13 protein-coding genes, 2 riboswitches and 1 other annotated feature are annotated in these 21,303 nt (G+C 42.8%); of the genes, 10 read left to right on the forward strand and 3 right to left on the reverse strand.

Annotated elements, in window-relative coordinates:
• The first annotated feature begins 11 nt into the window (after positions 1-11).
• From hemC to ysxE, 6 genes are all read left to right on the forward strand, one after another.
• On the forward strand, positions 12-944 hold the full coding sequence (gene hemC, locus A8F95_RS01290) for a hydroxymethylbilane synthase (RefSeq protein WP_065408891.1): 933 nt from the start codon (positions 12-14) through the stop codon (positions 942-944).
• Positions 941-1,726, forward strand: coding sequence for a uroporphyrinogen-III synthase (locus A8F95_RS01295; protein WP_065408892.1), 786 nt, complete (start codon positions 941-943; stop codon positions 1,724-1,726). The genes hemC and A8F95_RS01295 overlap by 4 nt, the downstream gene beginning before the upstream one ends.
• Positions 1,726-2,703 (forward strand): porphobilinogen synthase, encoded by a 978-nt coding sequence (gene hemB, locus A8F95_RS01300; protein ID WP_065408893.1) that lies wholly within the window; start codon positions 1,726-1,728, stop codon positions 2,701-2,703. The genes A8F95_RS01295 and hemB overlap by 1 nt, the downstream gene beginning before the upstream one ends.
• Before the next feature lie 13 nt (positions 2,704-2,716).
• Positions 2,717-4,006 carry a glutamate-1-semialdehyde 2,1-aminomutase gene (hemL, locus tag A8F95_RS01305; protein WP_065408894.1) on the forward strand — a complete coding sequence of 430 codons (1,290 nt, stop codon included), beginning with the start codon at positions 2,717-2,719 and terminating at the stop codon, positions 4,004-4,006.
• A gap of 192 nt (positions 4,007-4,198) precedes the next feature.
• Positions 4,199-5,365: a stage VI sporulation protein D gene (gene spoVID, locus A8F95_RS01310; protein WP_065408895.1), complete on the forward strand. Its 1,167-nt coding sequence runs from the start codon at positions 4,199-4,201 to the stop codon at positions 5,363-5,365.
• Positions 5,365-6,411, forward strand: coding sequence for a spore coat protein YsxE (ysxE, locus tag A8F95_RS01315; protein WP_077247158.1), 1,047 nt, complete (start codon positions 5,365-5,367; stop codon positions 6,409-6,411). Before spoVID ends, ysxE begins: the two co-directional genes overlap by 1 nt.
• 55 nt (positions 6,412-6,466) lie before the next feature.
• Here ysxE and A8F95_RS01320 read toward each other — a convergent pair whose 3' ends face one another.
• From A8F95_RS01320 to A8F95_RS01330, 3 genes are all read right to left on the reverse strand, one after another.
• Positions 6,467-7,939, reverse strand: a complete 1,473-nt coding sequence (locus A8F95_RS01320; RefSeq protein ID WP_065408896.1) for an amino acid permease — start codon at positions 7,937-7,939, stop codon at positions 6,467-6,469.
• 104 nt (positions 7,940-8,043) lie between these two features.
• A riboswitch (Lysine riboswitch) is annotated at positions 8,044-8,222 on the reverse strand.
• Between the two features lie 142 nt (positions 8,223-8,364).
• The gene (locus tag A8F95_RS01325) at positions 8,365-10,191 is read right to left on the reverse strand and encodes an APC family permease (protein WP_065408897.1); all 1,827 of its coding nucleotides are present in this window, start codon (positions 10,189-10,191) and stop codon (positions 8,365-8,367) included.
• Between the two features lie 299 nt (positions 10,192-10,490).
• Positions 10,491-10,630: riboswitch (cyclic di-AMP (ydaO/yuaA leader) on the reverse strand.
• A gap of 173 nt (positions 10,631-10,803) precedes the next feature.
• Complete coding sequence (locus A8F95_RS01330) at positions 10,804-10,995, reverse strand: hypothetical protein (RefSeq protein WP_065409421.1); 192 nt, start codon at positions 10,993-10,995, stop codon at positions 10,804-10,806.
• A gap of 174 nt (positions 10,996-11,169) precedes the next feature.
• On the opposite strand from A8F95_RS01330, the gene nfsA reads away from it, so the two are divergent.
• From nfsA to A8F95_RS01350, 4 genes are all read left to right on the forward strand, one after another.
• Positions 11,170-11,898 carry an oxygen-insensitive NADPH nitroreductase gene (gene nfsA / locus A8F95_RS01335; RefSeq protein WP_065408898.1) on the forward strand — a complete coding sequence of 243 codons (729 nt, stop codon included), beginning with the start codon at positions 11,170-11,172 and terminating at the stop codon, positions 11,896-11,898.
• A 52-nt stretch (positions 11,899-11,950) separates the two neighbouring features.
• Positions 11,951-12,187, forward strand: a binding site (T-box leader).
• 101 nt (positions 12,188-12,288) lie between these two features.
• Positions 12,289-14,931 (forward strand): valine--tRNA ligase, encoded by a 2,643-nt coding sequence (locus A8F95_RS01340; RefSeq protein ID WP_065408899.1) that lies wholly within the window; start codon positions 12,289-12,291, stop codon positions 14,929-14,931.
• A 198-nt stretch (positions 14,932-15,129) separates the two neighbouring features.
• On the forward strand, positions 15,130-16,419 hold the full coding sequence (locus A8F95_RS01345) for a bifunctional folylpolyglutamate synthase/dihydrofolate synthase (RefSeq protein ID WP_065408900.1): 1,290 nt from the start codon (positions 15,130-15,132) through the stop codon (positions 16,417-16,419).
• A gap of 222 nt (positions 16,420-16,641) precedes the next feature.
• Positions 16,642-21,294: a vWA domain-containing protein gene (locus A8F95_RS01350; RefSeq protein ID WP_065408901.1), complete on the forward strand. Its 4,653-nt coding sequence runs from the start codon at positions 16,642-16,644 to the stop codon at positions 21,292-21,294.
• Positions 21,295-21,303 lie beyond the last annotated feature (9 nt).

Genomic DNA, 21,303 nt, shown 5'->3' on the forward strand with positions numbered 1-21,303 from the left:
AGGAGGGTATTATGAGAAAAATTATTGTCGGCTCCCGCCGAAGCAAGCTGGCTCTTACACAAACAAACTGGGTTATTGATCAGTTGAAGAAGCTGAAGCCAGAATACGACTTTGAAGTAAAAGAAATTGTAACAAAAGGAGACCGTATTTTAGATGTAACGCTGTCTAAAGTAGGGGGGAAAGGTTTATTCGTCAAGGAAATTGAGCAGGCGATGTACGATAAGGAAATTGATATGGCCGTACACAGTATGAAAGACATGCCAGCTGAGCTTCCAGAAGGACTGACAATTGGCTGTATTCCAGTGCGAGAAGATCACCGTGATGCGTTTATTTCAAAAAATCACGTTAAACTTCAGCATATGCCGGCTGGAGCCGTGATCGGAACAAGCAGCCTGCGTCGCAGTGCCCAGATTTTAGCGGCTCGTCCTGATCTTGAAATTAAGTGGATCCGCGGCAACATTGATACCCGTCTCGCCAAACTTGAGACAGAAGAGTATGATGCCATCATTTTGGCAGCAGCAGGGTTGTCCCGCATGGGGTGGGCCTCTGACGTTGTAACAGAATTTCTTGAGCCGGAACTTTGCTTACCGGCCGTAGGCCAGGGGGCATTAGCCATTGAATGTCGTCAAGATGATCAAGAATTACTCGAATTGCTTGCTGCTTTTTCAAATGAAGAAACAGTGAAAACGGTAACAGCAGAGCGGGCATTTTTACATGAAATGGAAGGTGGCTGCCAAGTGCCAATCGCTGGATTCGCCGTAATAGATGGCGAAGAAACAGCGCTAACGGCCCTTGTCGCTTCTCCAGACGGCAAAACAATTTATAAAGAAACTGTAAGGGGCAACGATCCAAAAGAGGTTGGCGTAAAAGCAGCAAGACTGCTCTCAGAGCACGGCGCAAAAGAACTGATTGATACTGTGAAAGCAGAGCTTGATGCCGAATGACGTCTGACCAGCCGCTTTTGGGCAAGCACGTATTAGTCACTCGTCCTAGAGGACAAGCAGACTCCTTTATTGATAAAATAAAAGCAGCCGGAGGAATTGTTCATTTCGTTCCTCTGATTGCTTTTCGCTCTTTTCTCGACAAACGGGAAAAGGAACGATTGCAGCAATTGTCTACATATGATTGGATTATTTTGACGAGTAAAAACGGTGTGGATTTTTTCTTTCGACGGTTAGAAGAGAAAGGAATAGAGTGGAAGAGCCTCCAAGCTCGCTTTGCCGCTATTGGAACAAAAACAGCAGCTGTGCTAAAAAGCTATGGATTCCAAGCTGAATATATTCCCGAGAAGTTTTCTGCTGACCAGTTTGCCGAGGAAATTAACAGTGACCGCTTTGAGGCAAATAAGGTCCTCATTCCAAAAGGCAATCTTGCAAGAACAACGATTGCGGATGCTCTTAGAGAAAAAGGCGTAGCTGCTGATGAATGGGTGGTTTACGAAACGTATTTTCCCGAAGAAGAAAAGCAGCACTTAATTGATTTGCTCAAAACCGAAAAAACAGATGTACTGACGTTCACGAGTCCGTCTGCCATCCGACACTTTATGGAAAGTATCCAAGAAGCAGGCATTCATGAATTAAAGCAATCAGTCATTGCCTGTATCGGTCCGGTAACTAAAAAGGAAGCGGATCATTTCGGCCTTCATACACTGGTTTGCCCGGATACTTACACGAGCGAATCTCTGGCAGAAGAAATCGTCCGCTATTTTAGAAAGGAAGAAGACTAATGGAATTACAATTTAAACGTCACCGCCGTCTGCGGCAATCAGCTAATATGCGTGCACTCGTACGTGAAACTTATCTTCATAAAGAAGATTTGATTTATCCATTGTTTATCGTAGAGGGAGAAAATATTAAAAATGAGGTCCCTTCTATGCCAGGTGTCTTTCACCTATCACTAGACCGTTTAAAAGCAGAAATGGATGAAATTGTTGGACTCGGATTAAAATCTGTTATTTTATTCGGCGTTCCAGTTGAAAAAGATGCAGAAGGAACAGGCGCTTACCACAACCATGGCATCGTTCAACAAGCGACTCGTTTTATTAAAAGTCATTATCCGGATATGGTCGTTATTGCGGATACGTGTCTATGCGAGTATACAGATCATGGCCATTGTGGAGTAGTGGAAGGAAACAAAGTTCTAAATGATCCATCACTCAACTTGCTTGCTAAAACAGCGGTTAGCCAAGCAGAGGCGGGTGCTGATATTATTGCGCCGTCTAACATGATGGATGGGTTTGTCGCGGCCATCCGCAAGGGATTAGATGAAGCTGGCTTTGAAGATGTGCCTATTATGTCTTATGCGGTTAAATATTCATCCAGTTTTTACGGTCCTTTCCGTGATGCAGCCGATTCTACTCCGCAATTTGGTGACCGCAAAACGTACCAAATGGATCCGGCAAACCGCCTCGAAGCATTCCGTGAAGCGGAGTCAGATATTGAAGAAGGAGCAGATTTCTTAATCGTTAAACCGGCTCTTTCCTATTTAGATATCGTGCGCGATATGCGAAATGAATATAAATTGCCGATCGTTGCTTACAACGTCAGCGGCGAGTATTCAATGGTCAAAGCCGCGGCCCTGAATGGTTGGGTGGATGAAAAAGCGATCGTGATGGAAAAGTTGATCAGCATGAAACGAGCAGGGGCTGATTTAATTATTACGTATTTTGCTAAAGATGCAGCCCGCTGGCTGAGTGAACAATAAGGGGGATTCTGTTATGCGTTCTTATGAAAAATCGAAGCAGGCCTTTCAAGAAGCGGTTAAATTAATGCCAGGCGGTGTTAACAGCCCGGTTCGTGCCTTTAAATCTGTTAATATGGACCCTATTTTTATGGAAAGAGGAAAAGGCTCTAAGATTTATGATATCGACGGCAATGAGTACATTGACTATGTATTGTCATGGGGGCCGCTTATTTTAGGACATGCGAATGATCAAGTTGTGGAAGCGTTGAAAAAGACAGCTGAAACGGGTACAAGCTTTGGAGCTTCTACTTTAATTGAAAATGAGCTGGCAAAGCTCGTCATCGATCGCGTTCCATCTATCGAAGTCGTTCGGATGGTTTCTTCTGGTACAGAAGCAACGATGAGTGCGCTTCGACTTGCCCGCGGCTTTACAGGACGCAGCAAGATATTGAAGTTTGAAGGCTGCTACCACGGCCATGGCGATTCTCTTTTAATTAAAGCAGGCTCTGGTGTCGCAACATTAGGATTGCCAGATAGCCCGGGTGTACCGGAAAGCGTAGCGAAAAATACGATTACGGTCCCTTATAATGATCTTGACGGCGTAAAGTATGCCTTCGAACAATTTGGCGATGACATTGCTTGTGTCATTGTTGAGCCTGTTGCCGGGAATATGGGCGTTGTACCGCCACAGCCAGGTTTCTTAGAGGGCCTTCGTGAAGTAACGAAGGAGTGTGGTGCTCTCCTTATTTTTGATGAAGTCATGACAGGTTTCCGTGTCGGTTATAACTGTGCACAAGGGTTCTTCGACATTACACCAGATCTAACTTGTCTTGGCAAGGTCATTGGCGGCGGTCTTCCAGTCGGTGCTTACGGCGGCCGGGCAGATATTATGAATCAAATTGCCCCGAGCGGACCAATTTACCAAGCGGGTACACTTTCAGGGAATCCGATGGCAATGGCTGCCGGATTGGAAACGCTCCGTCAATTAACACCGGAAATGTACGAAGAATTTGGACGCAAAGCAGACCGGCTTGAAGAAGGGTTAACGGAAGCAGCGAAGAAGCATAACATTCCAATTACCTTTAACCGTGCTGGTTCAATGATCGGCCTCTTCTTTACAAATGAACATGTAACGAATTATGAAAAAGCCAAAACGTCTGACCTTGAATTGTTTGCTGACTATTACCGGGAAATGGTGAATGAAGGTGTATTCCTGCCGCCGTCCCAATTTGAAGGCTTATTTTTATCAAGCGCTCATACTGAAGAAGACATTGAACATACGATTGCAGCTGCTGAAAAAGCATTCAGCCGCTTAGCGAAATAAAAGATATACAAAAACCCGCCAGCCGATCCGCTGGCGGGTTTTTATGTATCCTAAATTGAATGGGGCAATCTTTCATATTTCTTTCCGGAGTGTCATACAAATAAATTGTCAGGGAAGATAAATAGGAATTATCTTGTCGTTATGTAAACGAGTGAAAAACATAAGTCCGAGGATTTGAAAGGAGGAAATAAAGTGGCGTCTCAAGATCTATCGTATTTACGATTTTCATTAGAAGAAACCGTGCGATTTATGAGAGGTCAGGAAGTAGGAGAATTATATTCCATCTCTCTTGATCCACAAATTCATACTGAAGAAGCAGACCAATTCATTAGGATGCATGGCTTTTTAGAACTCTCAGGAGAATACGCTCCATCAGAACAGCACCAAACAGAACAGACAGATAGGCATGGTTATAAATATGTACAGCAAGTATTAGAGCGGGGAGATAATGAATGTGAGTTTTTTCATCACTTTCCAATTGATATAACCATCCCAAAATCTCGTATTGCTAAGATGGAAGATGTTGAAATTTACATCGACTCGTTTGACTATGAGTTTCCTGAAAAAGCCAATTTAAAATTAACCGTAGATTTGTCGATAGCAGGAATAATGGAAGAAGAGGCAGAGACTGAAAGAACACCAATTGATAAAACGATTGAAGTACCCGTAGAGGACCAGCCTAGGCTAAAAGAAGAAGTAAATAAAAAGGAGCCGGAATTTTCGATTTTAAAGCTGGATGTTGATACAGCGGAGAATTTAGAAGAACAGGGAAGGGAAGCCGATTTTTTAGTGGAGGTGAAAAGACAGCCTGACGCTCCCGAGGAAGAAGAAATACCACTGTTTTCGCTAAATGAAGAAAGAAAAGAACAGCAAAAAGAAAATGTCTCTAATATAAACATGGAGCTGGTACCTAATGAATCTCCTAATGTGGCCGTTAATGAGTCTCCTAATCTAATGGAATCTTCTTCTATGAGCAATATCAATATGCCTGCTCATAAGATGAAGGAGGTAATGGAATCCTCGCCTTCCGAATTAGCCGAGATGAAGGAGTCTCCGTCTCCGTCTCCATCTCCATCTCCGTCTGCCTCTTCATCATCAGAGGAAGAGGAACCAAAGAAAAAGAAAAAGTCATTTAGTTTAAAGAAAACCGAAACGATGTCTCTAGCCGATTTCTTTGCGAGAAAAGAATCTGAGGAAGCGGTCACCTGGAAAGTGTGTCTTGTTCAAAGAGAGGATACCCTTCAGACGATCGCTGAGCGTTACGAATTACCGGTAGCTGACTTAGTTCGCGAAAACAAATTGGAGACGAATCAAAGCATTGAAGAGGGCCAGGCGCTCTATATACCGACTTCTCGTTAATGATCCGGCTGTTCCCGATTAAAGTTGGGACAGCCTTATTTTTTATAAAGCGGGTGAAGATAGTGGAACAGCCCTATTCACATATTTGGAAAAGCTACGGACTAACCCCCATGCATATCGAAGAGATAGGCCAGGTACAAAAAATAACAACTGATAAAGGCGTGTTTGCTTTAAAAAGAATTCCTTCCATACGGGGAATGGATTTTCTATTAAATATACAAAAGCTTTATCAAGCGGGCTATCATCGGTTTGTTCCGGTTTATCCAACTTTGGATGGTAGATATGGCATTTTGGAAGGCGCCCATATTTACTATTTAATGCCGTGGATTGAAAGCGGCGGCCAGCAGATAGCAGAAACAGAGAAAAAGCTCATTCGGGAAGTAGCCAGACTGCATTTCGTTTCTACAGCAGAGATCCCCGTAGCGAAGGCAGCACGTGCCGAACAATACGAACAAACTAAAGCTTTATGGGAAAGGCAAGAAGAACATTTAGAGCAATTTCTGGAACTTTCAGAAAGAGAAACTTATATGTCACCATTCCAACTGCTATTTTGTATGTACTATACAGAGACCCGCCAGGCGTTTTCTTTTGCAAAGGAAAAGCTGAAAGAATGGAAAGAGGAAACAGAAGAAGAGGAAAAAGAGAGAACGGTTCAGGTGCACGGCAAACTAGATCCTGGACATTTTCTTATTGATCGGAGCGGGGGAGGGTATTTTATTAATTTAGAACAGTCCCGGAGAGCGACACCTATTCATGATTTAATTCCGTATTTTGCCCGTATACTGGATACATTTCCGGAAAATTCAGCATCAGCAAGGGAGCTGTTCGCGTATTATGCTGATTTTTTTCCGCTGAAAAAAGGGGAAAGACTGTTATTCCAAAGCTATATGGCTTATCCAGGAGCGATGTATCAAACAGCTGCTGCTTATTTTTCAGGACAGCGAAAACAAAGTGAATACCGCTATACCCGTAAATTCCAGCAGAATTATTGGCAATTAAAAAATATTGAGTATTTTGTTACATCCTTAAAGGAAGAAAATGAATAAAATCTATTAAAAAACAGCTGGAGAGAAAGAATCTCTTCAGCTGTTTTTTTGATCGTTATTCTTTTCCGAGGTCACATTCTTTTAAAGGAATGACTTTTGTTTTATGCTTTACTTTATAGCCAATCCAGAAGATTAAAAATAGGGGGAGCCCAATATAAGAAACAAACACGCCGTTCCAATCAATTTGACCTCCCGTGAAGGCTTGAAAATTTTGCCCTAAAATAACAAAGACACAGAGAATAAGAGCCAATACAGGACCAATTGGGAACCATTTTGCCCGGTAAGGAAGTGTTGTTAAATCTCCGCCTTGAGCAATGAAAGCTCTCCGAAAACGATAATGGCTAATGGCAATTCCAAGCCATGTTACGAATCCAGCCATTCCAGAAGCGTTTAGCAGCCATACATACACGACGCCGTCACCGAAGAAGGTAGTTAAGAATGCAAGACAGCCAACAAGTGTTGTAATAATAAGAGCGTTTACTGGTACGCCTCTTCTGTCAAGCTGAGCTAAGAATTTCGGAGCTTGACCATCACGTGCTAAGTCCCAGAGCATACGTGTAGAGGCATACATGCCGGAATTACCGGCAGATAAGACAGCCGTTAAAATAATCGCATTCATAACAGAAGCAGCAAAAGCAAAGCCTGCTCGTTCAAAAACGAGTGTAAAGGGACTGACAGAAACGGCATCACTTAGAAGGCGTTCATCTGTGTACGGAAGAATTAATCCGATTACAAAAATGGCTAAAATATAAAAGAGCAGGATCCGCCAGAACACAGAATTAATCGCTTTAGGAATATTTTTCTCTGGTTCTTCACTTTCTCCGGCAGCCACTCCGAGTAATTCTGTCCCTTGGAAAGAGAAGCCGGCCGCCATGAAAACACCTAGAACCGCCAAAAATCCGCCGTTGAAAGGAGCATCCTCAATGGTAAAGTTTTTAAAACCAATCGCTTCGCCGCCCATAATGCCAAAGATCATGAAGACTCCAGTAATAATAAATATAATAACGGTGATGACTTTAATAAGGGAGAACCAAAATTCTGCCTCGCCAAACCCTTTAACGGATAGAAAATTTAAGCCAAACATAATTAAAAGGGCCAATCCGCTCCAAATAAAGGAAGGACTTTCAGGAAACCAAAATTTCATAATGAGTACAACGGCAGCGAGTTCGGCAGCAATGGTGATTGCCCAGTTGTACCAATAGTTCCAACCGATCGCAAACCCGAGAGCTGGATCGACAAATTTTGAGGCATAGGCCTTAAAAGAACCGGCTACTGGCATATAAGCCGCCATTTCTGCCAAGCTTGTCATTAAGAAGTAAACCATTAGTCCGATGGCTGCATAAGCGAGCAGCGCTCCTCCAGGGCCGGCATTGTGAATAGCGCCGCCGCTGGCTAAGAAGATTCCCGTTCCGATCGATCCGCCAAGAGAGATCATCGTCAGGTGTCTTGCTTTGAGTGTTCTTTTTAGTTCATTTGGTTTGGATGATGCTGTTGATGCATCTGCTGATGATGTTGCTGTATTCCTCAATGTTGTGCACTCCTTTTCATGATAGAAGGTTAACGCATGTTGAGGGCAAATAAAAAACAGCCGTCGAAGAAGATCGACGGCTGTTTAAAAGTCCGTTTAATCCTTCCGAAGATAGCCCTCCACGTTAAATAACGCGACAGTGATGTTCCTATTCGAAAACATCCCCAGCATGAATAGACAATGACCTACTCACACTTCGGCAGTTTATCCTTTCAAACAGCGTCATCAACATCATGGTATCTCGACTGTTTTACTCATATAAACTGCAGCCTCTATCCCATCGGTAAATGGGAATATTTAATTAATTTGATACTAGCATTATAGTCAATTTTTTTGAATGTTGCAATGGTTAATTTTGGTGCTTTATACTCGGTTCGCTTGATTTCCACCCTGACCAACTATTGAAAAACATGCATTTGAAAGACCTATTTTTTAAATCGATACGGAACCGTCGTGACAATAACGTTCTTTTGATAAAGGAGATAGACTCTTAAGCGTAAGCTTGACTGATTGTGCAGAATATCCTGCCATCTCTTCTTCGTGATGAATTGTGGAATAAGCACGGTTAGTGTGCGGTCATTCCCGTTCGCCTTTTCCGCCGCCAGGTCAATAAACCGGGAAAGGGGCCTCATTAAACTGCGATATTGAGATTGGAGCGTAACGAGGCGGATATTTGGTTTCCACTTTTTCCACTTTTCCTCCATCTGCTTTTCACTCTCGCGGTCAAAGGCAACATAAACAGCAATCACTGTATCGCCGACTAGCTGGGCATAATTTAAGGAGTTTTCCACTACTTTTGTAATGCCTGCAACCGGAACGATTACCACGTTCCCTTTAAATTGTAAAGCTTCCTCACCAGGTTTAATTCTCAGCTGTTCTCCCGTAGCTTCATAGTGGTTTTTAATCCGGTGGAACATCCAGATAATAATCGGCAAGAAAATCAAGACAGGCCAGACTTGAGTAAATTTAGTCGTAAAGAAAATAATAACAACCGTCAAACTAATAAGAGCCCCAACTAAATTAACACTCAATTTATAGGCCCAGCCAGAGGGTTTTTCATTTACCCATTTCACAATCATCCCAGATTGTGAAAGTGTAAAAGGAATAAATACCCCGACAGCATATAAGGGGATCAGTTGCTCGGTTTGACCGCTAAAGGCCACGATTAATATAATGGACATGATTCCCAGTGTGACAATCCCATTTGAATAACCAAGCCGATCTCCACGTATCAGGAACATTCGCGGGATATACTTGTCTGTTGCTAAGTTAACCGCTAATAATGGGAAAGCAGAAAATCCGGTATTCGCTGCGAGCACTAGGATAAGAGCGGTAGCCCCTTGAATAAAATAATACATGAAATTTCTTCCAAATACTGCGGATGCAATTTGTGATACTACGGTTTCTTCGGCTTTAGGGACAATCCCAAACCAGTAGGCTAAAAACATAATGCCGGAGAAAAGAATGGCTAAGATGACTCCCATCATAACTAATGTATTAGCGGCATTTTTAGCTGCCGGTTCTTTAAAATTAGGAACAGCATTGGAAACCGCCTCTACTCCGGTCAAGGCTGAACAGCCGGATGAAAAAGCGCGGAGCAATAAAAACAGACTAATCCCCGGTACGGCTGTTCCGATTGTTGGATGCAAATCAGCCGGTACTTGTCCAGTTGTAATTTTCCATAGCCCTACTGCCGAAAGAATAAGTAAGGCCACAACAAATAAGTAGACAGGATAAGCCAGGACAGAAGCGGACTCTGTTACGCCTCTCAAATTTAAAATGGTAATCAAGACGACCAATAAACAAGCAATGATTACGTTATGCTGATGCAGCTCCGGAAAAGCAGACGTAAGGGCGTCCGTTCCGGCTGAAACACTCACAGCTACAGTTAAAATATAGTCTACTAACAAGGAGCCTCCGGCGATGAGCCCGGCATTTTCTCCTAAATTGCTTCTGGAGACGATGTAGGCGCCGCCGCCGCGGGGGTAGGCATGGATAATTTGGCGATAGGAAAGAATTAAAGCCGTCAATAGTACCAGCACGCCAACGCCGATAGGAATGGAATACCAAAATGCCACGAGACCGATTGTAGACAGGACAATTAAAACTTGTTCCGGTCCATAGGCAACAGAAGAAAGCGCATCTGATGACAAAATGGCAAGGGCCTTTAACTTGCTTAATTTTTGTTCTCCCAATTCCCTTGTTTTGAGCGGTCTTCCAATCAATGCTTTTTTCATGAGTGAATAGCGCATGATGCTTACCTCCATAAAAGTACCAGGCTGTTGACAAACGCTCGCTTTCAAGCAGCCTGAGATGTTAAAAATAGACTTTGTCTACAATCCCTGTACATCCAGTTATTAAAAATATAAATCTATACATTGATTGCTTATGGTATTCCATTTCAGTTAATGTTCCTTAAACAATCCTTTACTGCAAAGGATTGATACGTTTATACTTCCCCCTTTAACCACGACCAATCCTCATTTAAAAATGAACACAAAAAAGAACACTAAGGTATTACTCAGTGTCCTTTTCAGCCAACACAAAGCAAACCTCCTCCCTAGACGCTTATGAGGTTAGCTGTCGGATTCGGGCTTTGAGAGTAGCCCTACCTTCTTATGAAGGATTCACCCCAAGTGACGATGCACAAAATGGGTCCCCCACTCCTTAAGGATTAAGCGATTATATAAGGTGTGATTGAGTTTATATGAAATTTACTTAGCTACTATACTCCCGAAATAATGGTTTGTAAAGAAAAATATGTACATGCTCACTTAGGGAAGAGAAAGGTATTTTCAAAAGCAAAAACCTTGGCAGGCAGAAGCGAAATAGAAAGCAAAAAAGACGTCTGTCGGGACGTCCTCTTAAATCCATTCGAGATAAAGGGCGACAGCAAGCAGCACAAGGATAGACAGTAAAATAACATCAAAGGTTGTAGGAAAGAAAATAGTCCGGATGCCTTGGAAGATGCAAAAGGGAACGGCTAGCTGACAGCAAACGGCCCGGACCGTCCGAAGCCAAGGTGGCAAAGAGTAAGGGTTATAGCGTCTTCTCATCATTACACCTGCCTGTAAATTCATGAAGAGTTCTTCTTTTATTATATGTATCCAAATAAAAAGGGTGATTTTAAGCAGGGGAGAGCAGGAACGTTGACAGTGGGAAAAAGGTGATTTACGTTAATAGAGACATACATATGGTTTTAGATGACAAGACAGGGGAGGAAGGATAATATGATCGATTTATTGAAATCCCATGCGTCTGTCCGCAAATATACAGACGAGCCTATTTCAGATGAGGTTTTTTATGAATTACTTGAAGCTGCCCAGCATGCAGCAAGCTCTCATTTCGTGCAAGCTTATTCCGTTGTACGAGTGAAGGATGAAGAGAAACGCCTTAAGCTCGCAGAATTATCAAAGAACAAACAGCAATTTGAATCAGCTGCCTTGCCGCTTGTTTTTTGTGCGGATTTAAAGCGCCTGGAAAAAGCCGTGACCCTTCATGGCAAAAACTTTGAAGGCGGCACGGCAGAAAATCTGCTTGTCGCTGTGATTGATACAGCCTTGTTTGCCCAAAACTTTGTTGTAGCCGCAGAATCAAAAGGATATGGCATCTGTTATATTGGAGGGGTACGTAATAATCCGCAGGCGATCAGTGAGTTGTTGAATCTGCCCGACTATGTCATTCCATTATTCGGCTTGACTGTAGGTGTGCCAGCTGAATCGAACGAAGTAAAACCGCGCCTGCCGGTAGAAGCTATTTTACATGAAGATTCCTATAATGAAGAGAAATATAGCCGTCTGCTCCCAGAGTATGACGAGCGGATGCACGAATATTATGCGAACCGCTCAACGAACCAGAAAGATGCCGCCTGGACAGGTGGGATGGCAGCCTTTTTATCTGAACCGCGGCGGGCGTATATGCTTGAGTTTTTGCAATCAAAAGGTTTTCTAAAAAAATAATAGGGGAAAGATTGACGCCCTTGCCTGTTTTCAGCTAATATATGAATGATAAAGAAAAGCAAAGACCGGGAAGAGTACAAAGTGACCACTTGTCTGCAGAGAGGAAAACTCCTGGCTGAAAAGTTTTCCGCAAGGACCTTTGGAATGTCCCCCGTGAGCTGCTTCTGCGAACTGATCAGTAGTGGAAGCCGGTCGCCAGCCGTTAATGGATTGAGAGCCGGACCAGTCTGTCTATATACAGCTGTCCGTGAAAAAAGGTGGTACCGCGAACAACTCCTTCGTCCTTTTGACGTTAGGAGTTTTTTTGTGTTCAAAAAATATGAGTGATCACATTACAGGTAGCTGGCTAAAGCGCTTGTGCATTTGTTCTGTAATAAGGAGGAAAACTGAATGGAAAACAATGAATTGTCGATGCCGACAAAATATGATCCGAAAGCAATTGAGCAGGGACGATATGATTGGTGGGTCAAAGGCCAATATTTCGAAGCAAAAGATAATGAAACAAAAACACCGTACACCATTGTGATCCCGCCGCCGAATGTAACCGGGAAACTTCACCTCGGCCATGCATGGGATACGACATTGCAAGATATTTTAACGCGTATGAAGCGGATGCAGGGATATGATGTCCTTTGGCTTCCAGGAATGGACCATGCCGGAATTGCCACACAGGCGAAAGTAGAACAAAAGCTTCGTGAAGAAGGCAAAACGCGTTATGATCTTGGCCGCGAAAAGTTTCTAGAAGAAGCATGGAAATGGAAAGAAGAGTATGCGAATTTTATCCGCCAGCAATGGGCGAAGCTCGGCCTTGGCCTGGATTACAGCCGTGAGCGCTTTACGCTTGATGAAGGCTTATCAAAAGCCGTGCGTGAAGTATTCGTCTCTCTATATGAAAAAGGCTTAATTTATCGCGGGGAGTATATTATCAACTGGGACCCAGCAACAAAAACAGCTTTATCCGATATTGAAGTGATTTACAAAGATGTACAAGGTGCGTTTTATCATATGAGATATCCGCTGGCAGATGGAAGCGGTCATATTGAAATCGCGACCACTCGTCCGGAAACAATGCTTGGTGATACAGCCGTAGCGGTTCATCCAGAAGATGAGCGTTATAAGCATCTTATTGGCAAGAAGGTCATTTTGCCAATCGTCGGCCGTGAAATCCCAATCGTTGGCGATGATTATGTCGATATGGAATTTGGTTCAGGAGCCGTAAAAATTACTCCAGCTCACGATCCAAATGACTTTGAAATTGGCAATCGCCATAACTTAGAACGCATTCTCGTCATGAATGAAGATGGCACTATGAATGAGCGTGCCGGTAAATATAATGGAATGGATCGTTTTGACTGCCGCAAACAAATTGTGAAAGATTTACAGGAAGCAGATGTCCTTTTCAAGATTGAAGACCATATGCATTCTGTCGGTCACTCAGAGCGCAGCGGTGCGGTAGTCGAGCCGTATTTATCTACCCAGTGGTTTGTGAAAATGCAGCCGCTTGCAGATTCAGCAATTGAACTGCAATCAAAAGAAGATAAAGTTCATTTCGTACCAGACCGTTTTGAGAAGACTTATCTTCACTGGATGGAAAATATCCGTGACTGGTGTATTTCTCGTCAGCTTTGGTGGGGTCACCGCATCCCAGCTTGGTATCATAAAGAAACAGGCGAAGTCTACGTTGGCCATGAGGCACCGGCAGACGCTGAGAACTGGGAACAAGATAAAGACGTTCTTGATACATGGTTCAGCTCTGCATTATGGCCGTTTTCAACAATGGGCTGGCCGGACAAAGAGGCAGCGGACTTCAAACGCTATTATCCAACTGCTGCTCTCGTAACAGGCTATGATATTATATTCTTCTGGGTATCCCGGATGATTTTCCAAGGCCTAGAGTTCACAGGCGAACGTCCATTTAAAGATGTACTGATCCACGGGCTTGTCCGCGATTCAGAAGGACGGAAAATGAGTAAATCACTAGGAAACGGTGTGGATCCAATGGAAGTCATTGATCAATACGGAGCCGATTCCTTGCGTTATTTCTTATCAACGGGCAGTTCTCCTGGACAGGACTTGCGCTTCTCTGTAGAAAAAGTAGAATCTATCTGGAACTTTGCCAATAAGATTTGGAACGCTTCTCGTTTTGCTCTTATGAACATGAATGGCTTGAAATATGAAGAAATCGACTTGAGCGGCGAAAAATCAGTTGCAGATAAATGGATTTTAACGCGCTTAAATGACACGATCGCCAACGTGACAAAGCTCGCTGACCGCTATGAATTCGGTGAAGTCGGCCGTGTGCTTTACAACTTTATTTGGGACGATTTCTGCGATTGGTATATTGAAATGGCGAAGCTTCCGCTTTACGGTGAAGACGAGGCAGCAAAGAAAACGACACGTTCTATTCTTGCTTACGTGTTAGATAACACGATGCGCCTATTGCATCCATTCATGCCGTTTATTACCGAGGAAATATGGCAAAACCTGCCGCACAGCGGAGAGACGATCGTCACAGCGAAATGGCCAGAAGTGAATGAGGAACTATCTGACCAGCAAGCAGCAGAAGAAATGAAATTGCTTGTAGACATTATCCGTTCTGTGCGTAATATCCGGGCGGAAGTCAATACACCGCTCAGCAAGAAGATTAAGTTAATTATCAAAGCGAAAGATGAAACAGTGTTGAGCACATTGGAAAACAACCGTGCTTACATCGAGCGTTTCTGTAACCCGGAAGAGCTCGTCGTCTCAACAGATGCTTCAGCTCCTGACAAAGCAATGACAGCTGTTGTTACAGGTGCCGAATTATTCTTGCCGCTTGAGGGATTAATTAACATCGAAGAGGAAATTGCCCGCTTGCAAAAAGAATGGGATAAATGGAACAGCGAGGTTGAACGCGTTCAAAAGAAACTTGGCAACGAACGGTTCGTCAGCAAAGCGCCGCAAAAAGTCGTCGACGAAGAGCGCGCGAAAGAAAAAGACTATCTTGAAAAACGCGCCGCTGTGGAAGCACGCATGAAAGAAATGCAAGGATAAGAAAAGGAATGAGACGAATCTGCCGAGTGTAGATTCGTCTTTTTCTAGAGGAACGATCGGCTAATAAAGCTGGCTTTTTGGATCATAACATGCTCGGTTCGGCTAATAAAATCATCATTTTAGCTAATACAATCCACTTTTCGGAAATAAATAGCCGAGCCTTCTTTTAGCAGATGATTGATAGGAGGAAACATAACGATGACTACATATGAAGAAGCACTTTCCTGGATTCATGGACGGCTTCAGCTTGGCATTAAGCCCGGCTTAAAGAGAATGGAATGGCTGATGGAGAAAATGAAGCATCCAGAGCGCCGTCTACGGGCGGTACACATCGGAGGGACGAACGGCAAAGGCTCCACTGTCGCCATGATGCGCTCGATCCTAGAGAAAGCGGGATACGAGGTGGGAACCTTCACCTCTCCTTATATTGAACAATTCAACGAGCGAATTAGCATCAATGGCCAACCGATTAGCGATGAAGCCATTGTTGAATTAACAGCTATGATTAAGCCGCTGGCAGAGGAATTAGAAAAAACAGAGCTCGGCGGACCGAGTGAATTTGAAGTGATTACGGCGATGGCCCTTTACTATTTCGCGTACACCCGCCCAGTGGATATCGTCTTATTTGAAGTGGGGCTTGGCGGACGGCTCGATTCCACAAACGTCATTCAGCCATTGCTATCGGTGATTACGACAATCGGCATGGACCACATGCAATTTTTAGGGGACACGCTTGAAGACATTGCCTTTGAAAAAGCAGGCATTATTAAAAATGGTGCACCGGTCGTCACGGGAGTCAAACAGGAGGCGGCACTGGGAGTCATCAAAGGACGGGCCAAAGAGGTTCGATCTCCTGTTTACCAGCTTGGAGAGCAATTCAAGGCTGACTGGCAAACATCCATGCCTCAAGGAGAAGTCTTTCATTTTCAGTCTGTCTTTGCCAATCTGAAAGACTTAATGACGGGTCTGAATGGTCTCCATCAAACAGACAATGCAGCCGTTGCGGTCATGTCGATATTGTACTTGCGCACCTTCTACGCTTTCCTAGTCGAAGAAGAACATATCCGCTCGGGTCTTCAGTCGGCGAAATGGCCGGGAAGAATGGAATATGTCTCCGAGCAGCCGACGATTCTGCTCGACGGGGCCCATAATCCGGAAGGCATGAGAGCACTCGCTGCTTCACTTGCCGAACGTTTTCCCAGCAAAAACATCACTGCGTTATTTTCCGGCATGAAGGATAAAGACTTAAAGGAAATGACAGAACTCCTTGAAAAGACAGCGAACCACATTGTCTTCACAACCTTTGAATTCCCGCGGGCTGCCAAGAAAAAAGACTTTGCACCGTTTTTAACCACCCATCAATGGGAAGAAGATTGGCAAGGATTTATTCAAAAATTCCAACAAACTGCCGATGAAAATGAAGTGTTAGTCGTGACAGGGTCGCTTTATTTTATTTCGGAAGTGAAAAGATTCATAAAAGAAGCATGATGAATCAGCATAGAAAGCTGTCCTGGCACTAAACCGGCAAGGACGGCTTTTTACATGCTCCCCATGGAATAAACTCATAAAGATAATAGTATTGTCGTTTCTCTAAAAATTGCCATTAAAAATTCATTTGGTTAGGTCGAATGTTCTATAAAAAGGATGTGTATATTGGTATAATCGTAACATGACAAGGTAGATGCGACGAAACAAGGGAGGGAGAGACAGATGACGGGAAGATCAACTATTTTTAAGATGTTGTTAGCTTTTTTGCTAATACTATCTGTGTTGCCAATTGTACCGAGAGAAGCAAATGCAACAACAGCAACAGGTATGCCGCCGTCTATGAATTTTAATGTTACAGCTATGCCATCGAATGTCGTTTTATCTACTGAAGGAAGGGCAGAGAGTACACTGAAATTAAAGGTGTCTACAAACGGTTTGCCTAATGAGGGACTGCGACAATCCGTCAATGTAGCTTTCTTATATGATACTTCAAAGTCCATGCATGGTGGACAAAATGATAAAAAGTTTATAAGTGAACAAAGAGTATTTACAGATGCGTTAAAGTATTTTAATAGCAGGGATAATACTGTCTTTATTCCTTTTAGAAATGGAGTGCCTAGCTACTCTTGTAATGGGGGAAATGGCAGGAAGTATACAGTAGGCATGACGAAAAGTTTTGCTCTAATAAATACTTTGGCAAACCAGTGTTTAGGTGATAACAATGTATACACTTCTGAGAAAGGCACCAATGCGCCGGGGGGAACAAATTACGCTAAGGCATTAAAAATGGCAATTCAACAGCTGGATAGCTCAGGCTCTTCCTACAAAAATATTATTCTCTTTTCAGATGGAAAACCAAATCTGCTTGAAAATGAAACAAAGCATAATAGCAGCGATACGCAAGGGATAACAGCGGAATATAATCGTGCGGTAAAGCAAGAAATTGATACAATCATTGAGAGCATGAAAAGTAAAGGTATTAAGCTATACAGCGTGGGGTTCGGTAATGGGGATGACACGGATGTGGCTTATTTAAATGAAATTTCCAGCAAGACAGGCGGTTATGCTTTAGAAGCAAGTGATAAGAGGCTTCCTGATTTATTTACAGATATCGTTTCAAAACCGTCTTCAGACCTTACTGGCAAGGTTGACATTGATCTAGATACGGTTGTGAATGAAAAAAATGAAGATGTTAGTTCTTTTGTTGAAATGAAAGGAGACACTTCAATTCGCAAGAAAACATACGAATTTGATTTGAATAGAAGCAACTTCTCTGAAGCCCTGCCGCTTATATTCAAAAAAGAAGGAACCTACACAATTAAGAGCAAGCTGACTTACGGCAAGTCAAGCGGGTCCATTATTAGATCTACGACGATTTATGTCACGAAAAAAGAAGTGTTATCTGCCGGAATTGACTTTGCTGTAAAAGCCTCCCCTGAGAAAGTGATCAAGCCGACAAATGAAAACGCTAAAAGCGAATTAAATATTGACTTGACTCCTAAAGGGATAGCTACTCAGCCAGGGGCTCAAAGAGAACCTGTTGATATCGTCTTCGTTTATGACACTTCCAGTGCAATGGCGCAAAATGGGTGGTCTGTAATGGCCCAAACCGCTATGAAATCGACTCTTAAGACTTTAAAAGCTTCACAGATTTCAAATGACAATTACTATTTTATCCCGTTTGATAGCAATATTAGCCGAAAACGTAACGGCATGGTTGCCCCAAGAGAGGGGTTGACAGCAATTGGAGAAGCGGTTGACTCATTAGTAGGGAAAGATGCGTATGGCAGATCTATTGATTACTCTAGTTCTGGCGGGGCAAATTACTCTATTGCCTTAGAAGAGGCAGTGAAAAAGTTTTCAGGACCGACAATTAATAAGCGCTATATTATCTTTTTAACGGCTGGCAAACCGACGGAGTTTGTCAAGAGGGAAGACGTTACCTACTGTCTCCATTGGAAAGTAAATGATTGTCCTTCAGGGCAGAAAGCAACAGAACAGAATGTTTTAGTCACATATAAAATAGACTTGACAAACAAAACTTATTATAGACAGTTCTTCGATAAAGAAGGAATTCTTAGAGATTTGCCGGCCAAATCTTTGGAAGAAATACAAACAGTCATTGATAAGGGGGCTTTAGCCTCTGCAGAGCAAGTAAAAAACAGCAATGCTGTCATGAACATCGTTACCTTCACAAATTCTAGCCTTTTGAATACGATGGCGGCTAAGACTGGCGGGACAGTTCAAACGGCGAATGAACAGAACTTGAATTCTATCCTAACTAGTATTACTCAAAAGGTTGATGCTCCCTCTATAAGAGGAAATGTAGAAATTAACTTAAGAGATTTCGGTTCGTCTGTACTAGCAGGAAAAGATAGTAAGTTTACTGCCAATGAGGGAATCGTTAAAATTCCCTTTGCATTTCATTATCCTGTCGGAGGAAATCCAGACCCTGTGAAACTTCAAGAATTGCTTCCTTTGGAATTTACAGCTACCGGAATTTTTGACTTTGCGGGAAAAGTAAAAATTTCTTATAAAGACTTGGATGGCCAGCTGAAAGAGCTTGTACATCCTGCTTTTAAAGTAGAAGTAGTGAAAGATGCACCGCCAGTATTTAAAAGTACGGTAGAAGTGCTGGGCAATTCATTTTTTGAGCCTGAAGCTCTTGTCAAAGTCGGAAATGCTGACTCAGAGAGCAATGAATTTACTATGAAATATACTCTGACACCCGATACTGTTTTCGGTACGGAAACGAAAGGGACGATCAGTCAAATTGTGTTACGCCAACCACTTCCGGATGGGGTAGAAATGGCAAGTAACCCACAATTAGAAGTTATGAAAGAAACAACCTCTATATCGGGAGCATCTGTAAAGCAGGAAGGAAAAATGTTAATCATTACCCTTGGTTCTAATGGAACGACTTCCTATATGCCAAGTTCCTTTACGCCAAATCGTTTTGTCGTGAAAGTAAAATTAAAAGCGGCATGGGCACTGCCTTCTACAGAAGTTCCAAGAGGCACTATCTACTTTAAAGATTCTAGATTTGCCGATAATCAGGAAAACCAATTAGCTCCAGCGGATAAAAAGATATCGATGAGAGTATTACTCTATGGAACAGGGCAGAAGAGCTATGATTATGTCGGCGATCATACTGGTACCATTCAAAAAGTTCATCAATCAGATGCTTGGCTAGTGGCTGAGACAAAGCTGTCGAATGAAAATGGTGAAATTGTCAAACCGGTAAAAGGGATGGAGCTTGCAAACGCAGGCACAGCTATTAAGCTGACGTATAGCGACGGATCAACGGCACTGCTTTACATGAAAACAGATTACAATGTATTTAATAACTTTGATGCAGCTAAGAAGCCGCTTCATCAAACAGGTGGTCCTGCCGTTCCAAAAACAGAAGGACCAGTGGCTTTCGAAGCAATATATTTAGTAGCCGGTGAAGAGGTTCAGTATGAATATCGATTAACAAATAAGGAAAGCACCACTGCATGGCAAACGTTTGATCCGCAAATGGCTGTGCCGATTTTCGAGGACTACTTAGGACAGGTCGATATCGAAGTGCGGACTTCTGGAGGATTTACGCTTGATAGTGATTCTATTAAGAAATCTATTGAAATCATTAAGCCAATCACCGAAATTACAGTGAATCCTACTTCTTTAAATGTTGTAAAAGGAAAAAGTGTTGATTTTACTGTAGCCGTTTTTCCAGAGGATACGACAGAAGGAGAGTATGACATTATCTTTGATGATCCTGCCATCGCTTCAGTTCCGGATAAGCCTGAAAAACAAGGGGAAGTAGATGAATGGAAACTGAAAGGTTTAAAAGCGGGCACGACTACGATGACAGTACAATCTAAAATAAATCCAAATGTCAAAGCAGAAGTACCCGTTTCGGTTGGGGAGCCCATCACTGGCATTATTATTAAACCGAGTCCTTTAGAGGTAGATAAAGGCAAATCGAAGGAGTTCACTGTTACATTAGAGCCAAAGACTACGGTGGAAAATGATTATCAGCTTTCTTTCGGCAATGACAGTCTAGCCGAAGCCATCATGAAAGAGGATCATAACGGTGATGGAGATGTTTGGGTACTGGAAGGCTTAAATGCAGGGGAAACAGAGCTAATTGTTTCTTCCTTGGATAACCCGGACATACAATCTAAAGAGAAGGTAACGGTCCATGAACCAATCACGGGCATTGCTGTGGTACCGGATAATGAAAAGATAAAAACAGAAGAACAAGAGCCAAAAAAATGGAAAATTGATAAAGGAGTAACCAGCAATTTTACCGTTGCCATTCTTCCTGAAAGCACTACAAAAAACAAAGAGTACACCGTAACATTAGATAAAGAGTGGAGCCGAGCAGAAAAAACTGAAACGAAAGATAAATGGTCCTTGATCGGAACAGAATCCGGCACGGCAATCATGACTGTGACAGCTAAAGATGATCCAAATGTGAAAGAAACGATTACGATTGAGTTTATCGATCCGTTTGTTGAAATGGAAGGGATTTCCTTCACAAAACCGCATTATGATTTTCAGTTAGGTGAAACAGAAAACGAGTGGACACCTATTACAGATTATGTGAACATTAACCCGGACGACGCAACAAATGTTGAGGTAATTCGAGTAGAATCTGCTAAGCCTTCTATTGTTGAGACTAGAGTAGAAGGTGGAGAATGGCAGATCAAAGTGTCTGATGATCAGGCCGGTTATTCTACTGTGACGGTAACAGCGGAACAGCCAAATAAAGAGGGAGACGGTAAGAAAACAGCTTCTGATACAGCTGTTTTTGAAGTAAGCAAGCAGCCTTCTGACAACAGAGAAGATCAAGGCGGCAACAATAATGACATAGACGGAAGATGGTAACATAATAAG

This window comes from Pseudobacillus wudalianchiensis (genome assembly GCF_001685015.1).
GTDB lineage: Bacteria > Bacillota > Bacilli > Bacillales > Domibacillaceae > Pseudobacillus > Pseudobacillus wudalianchiensis.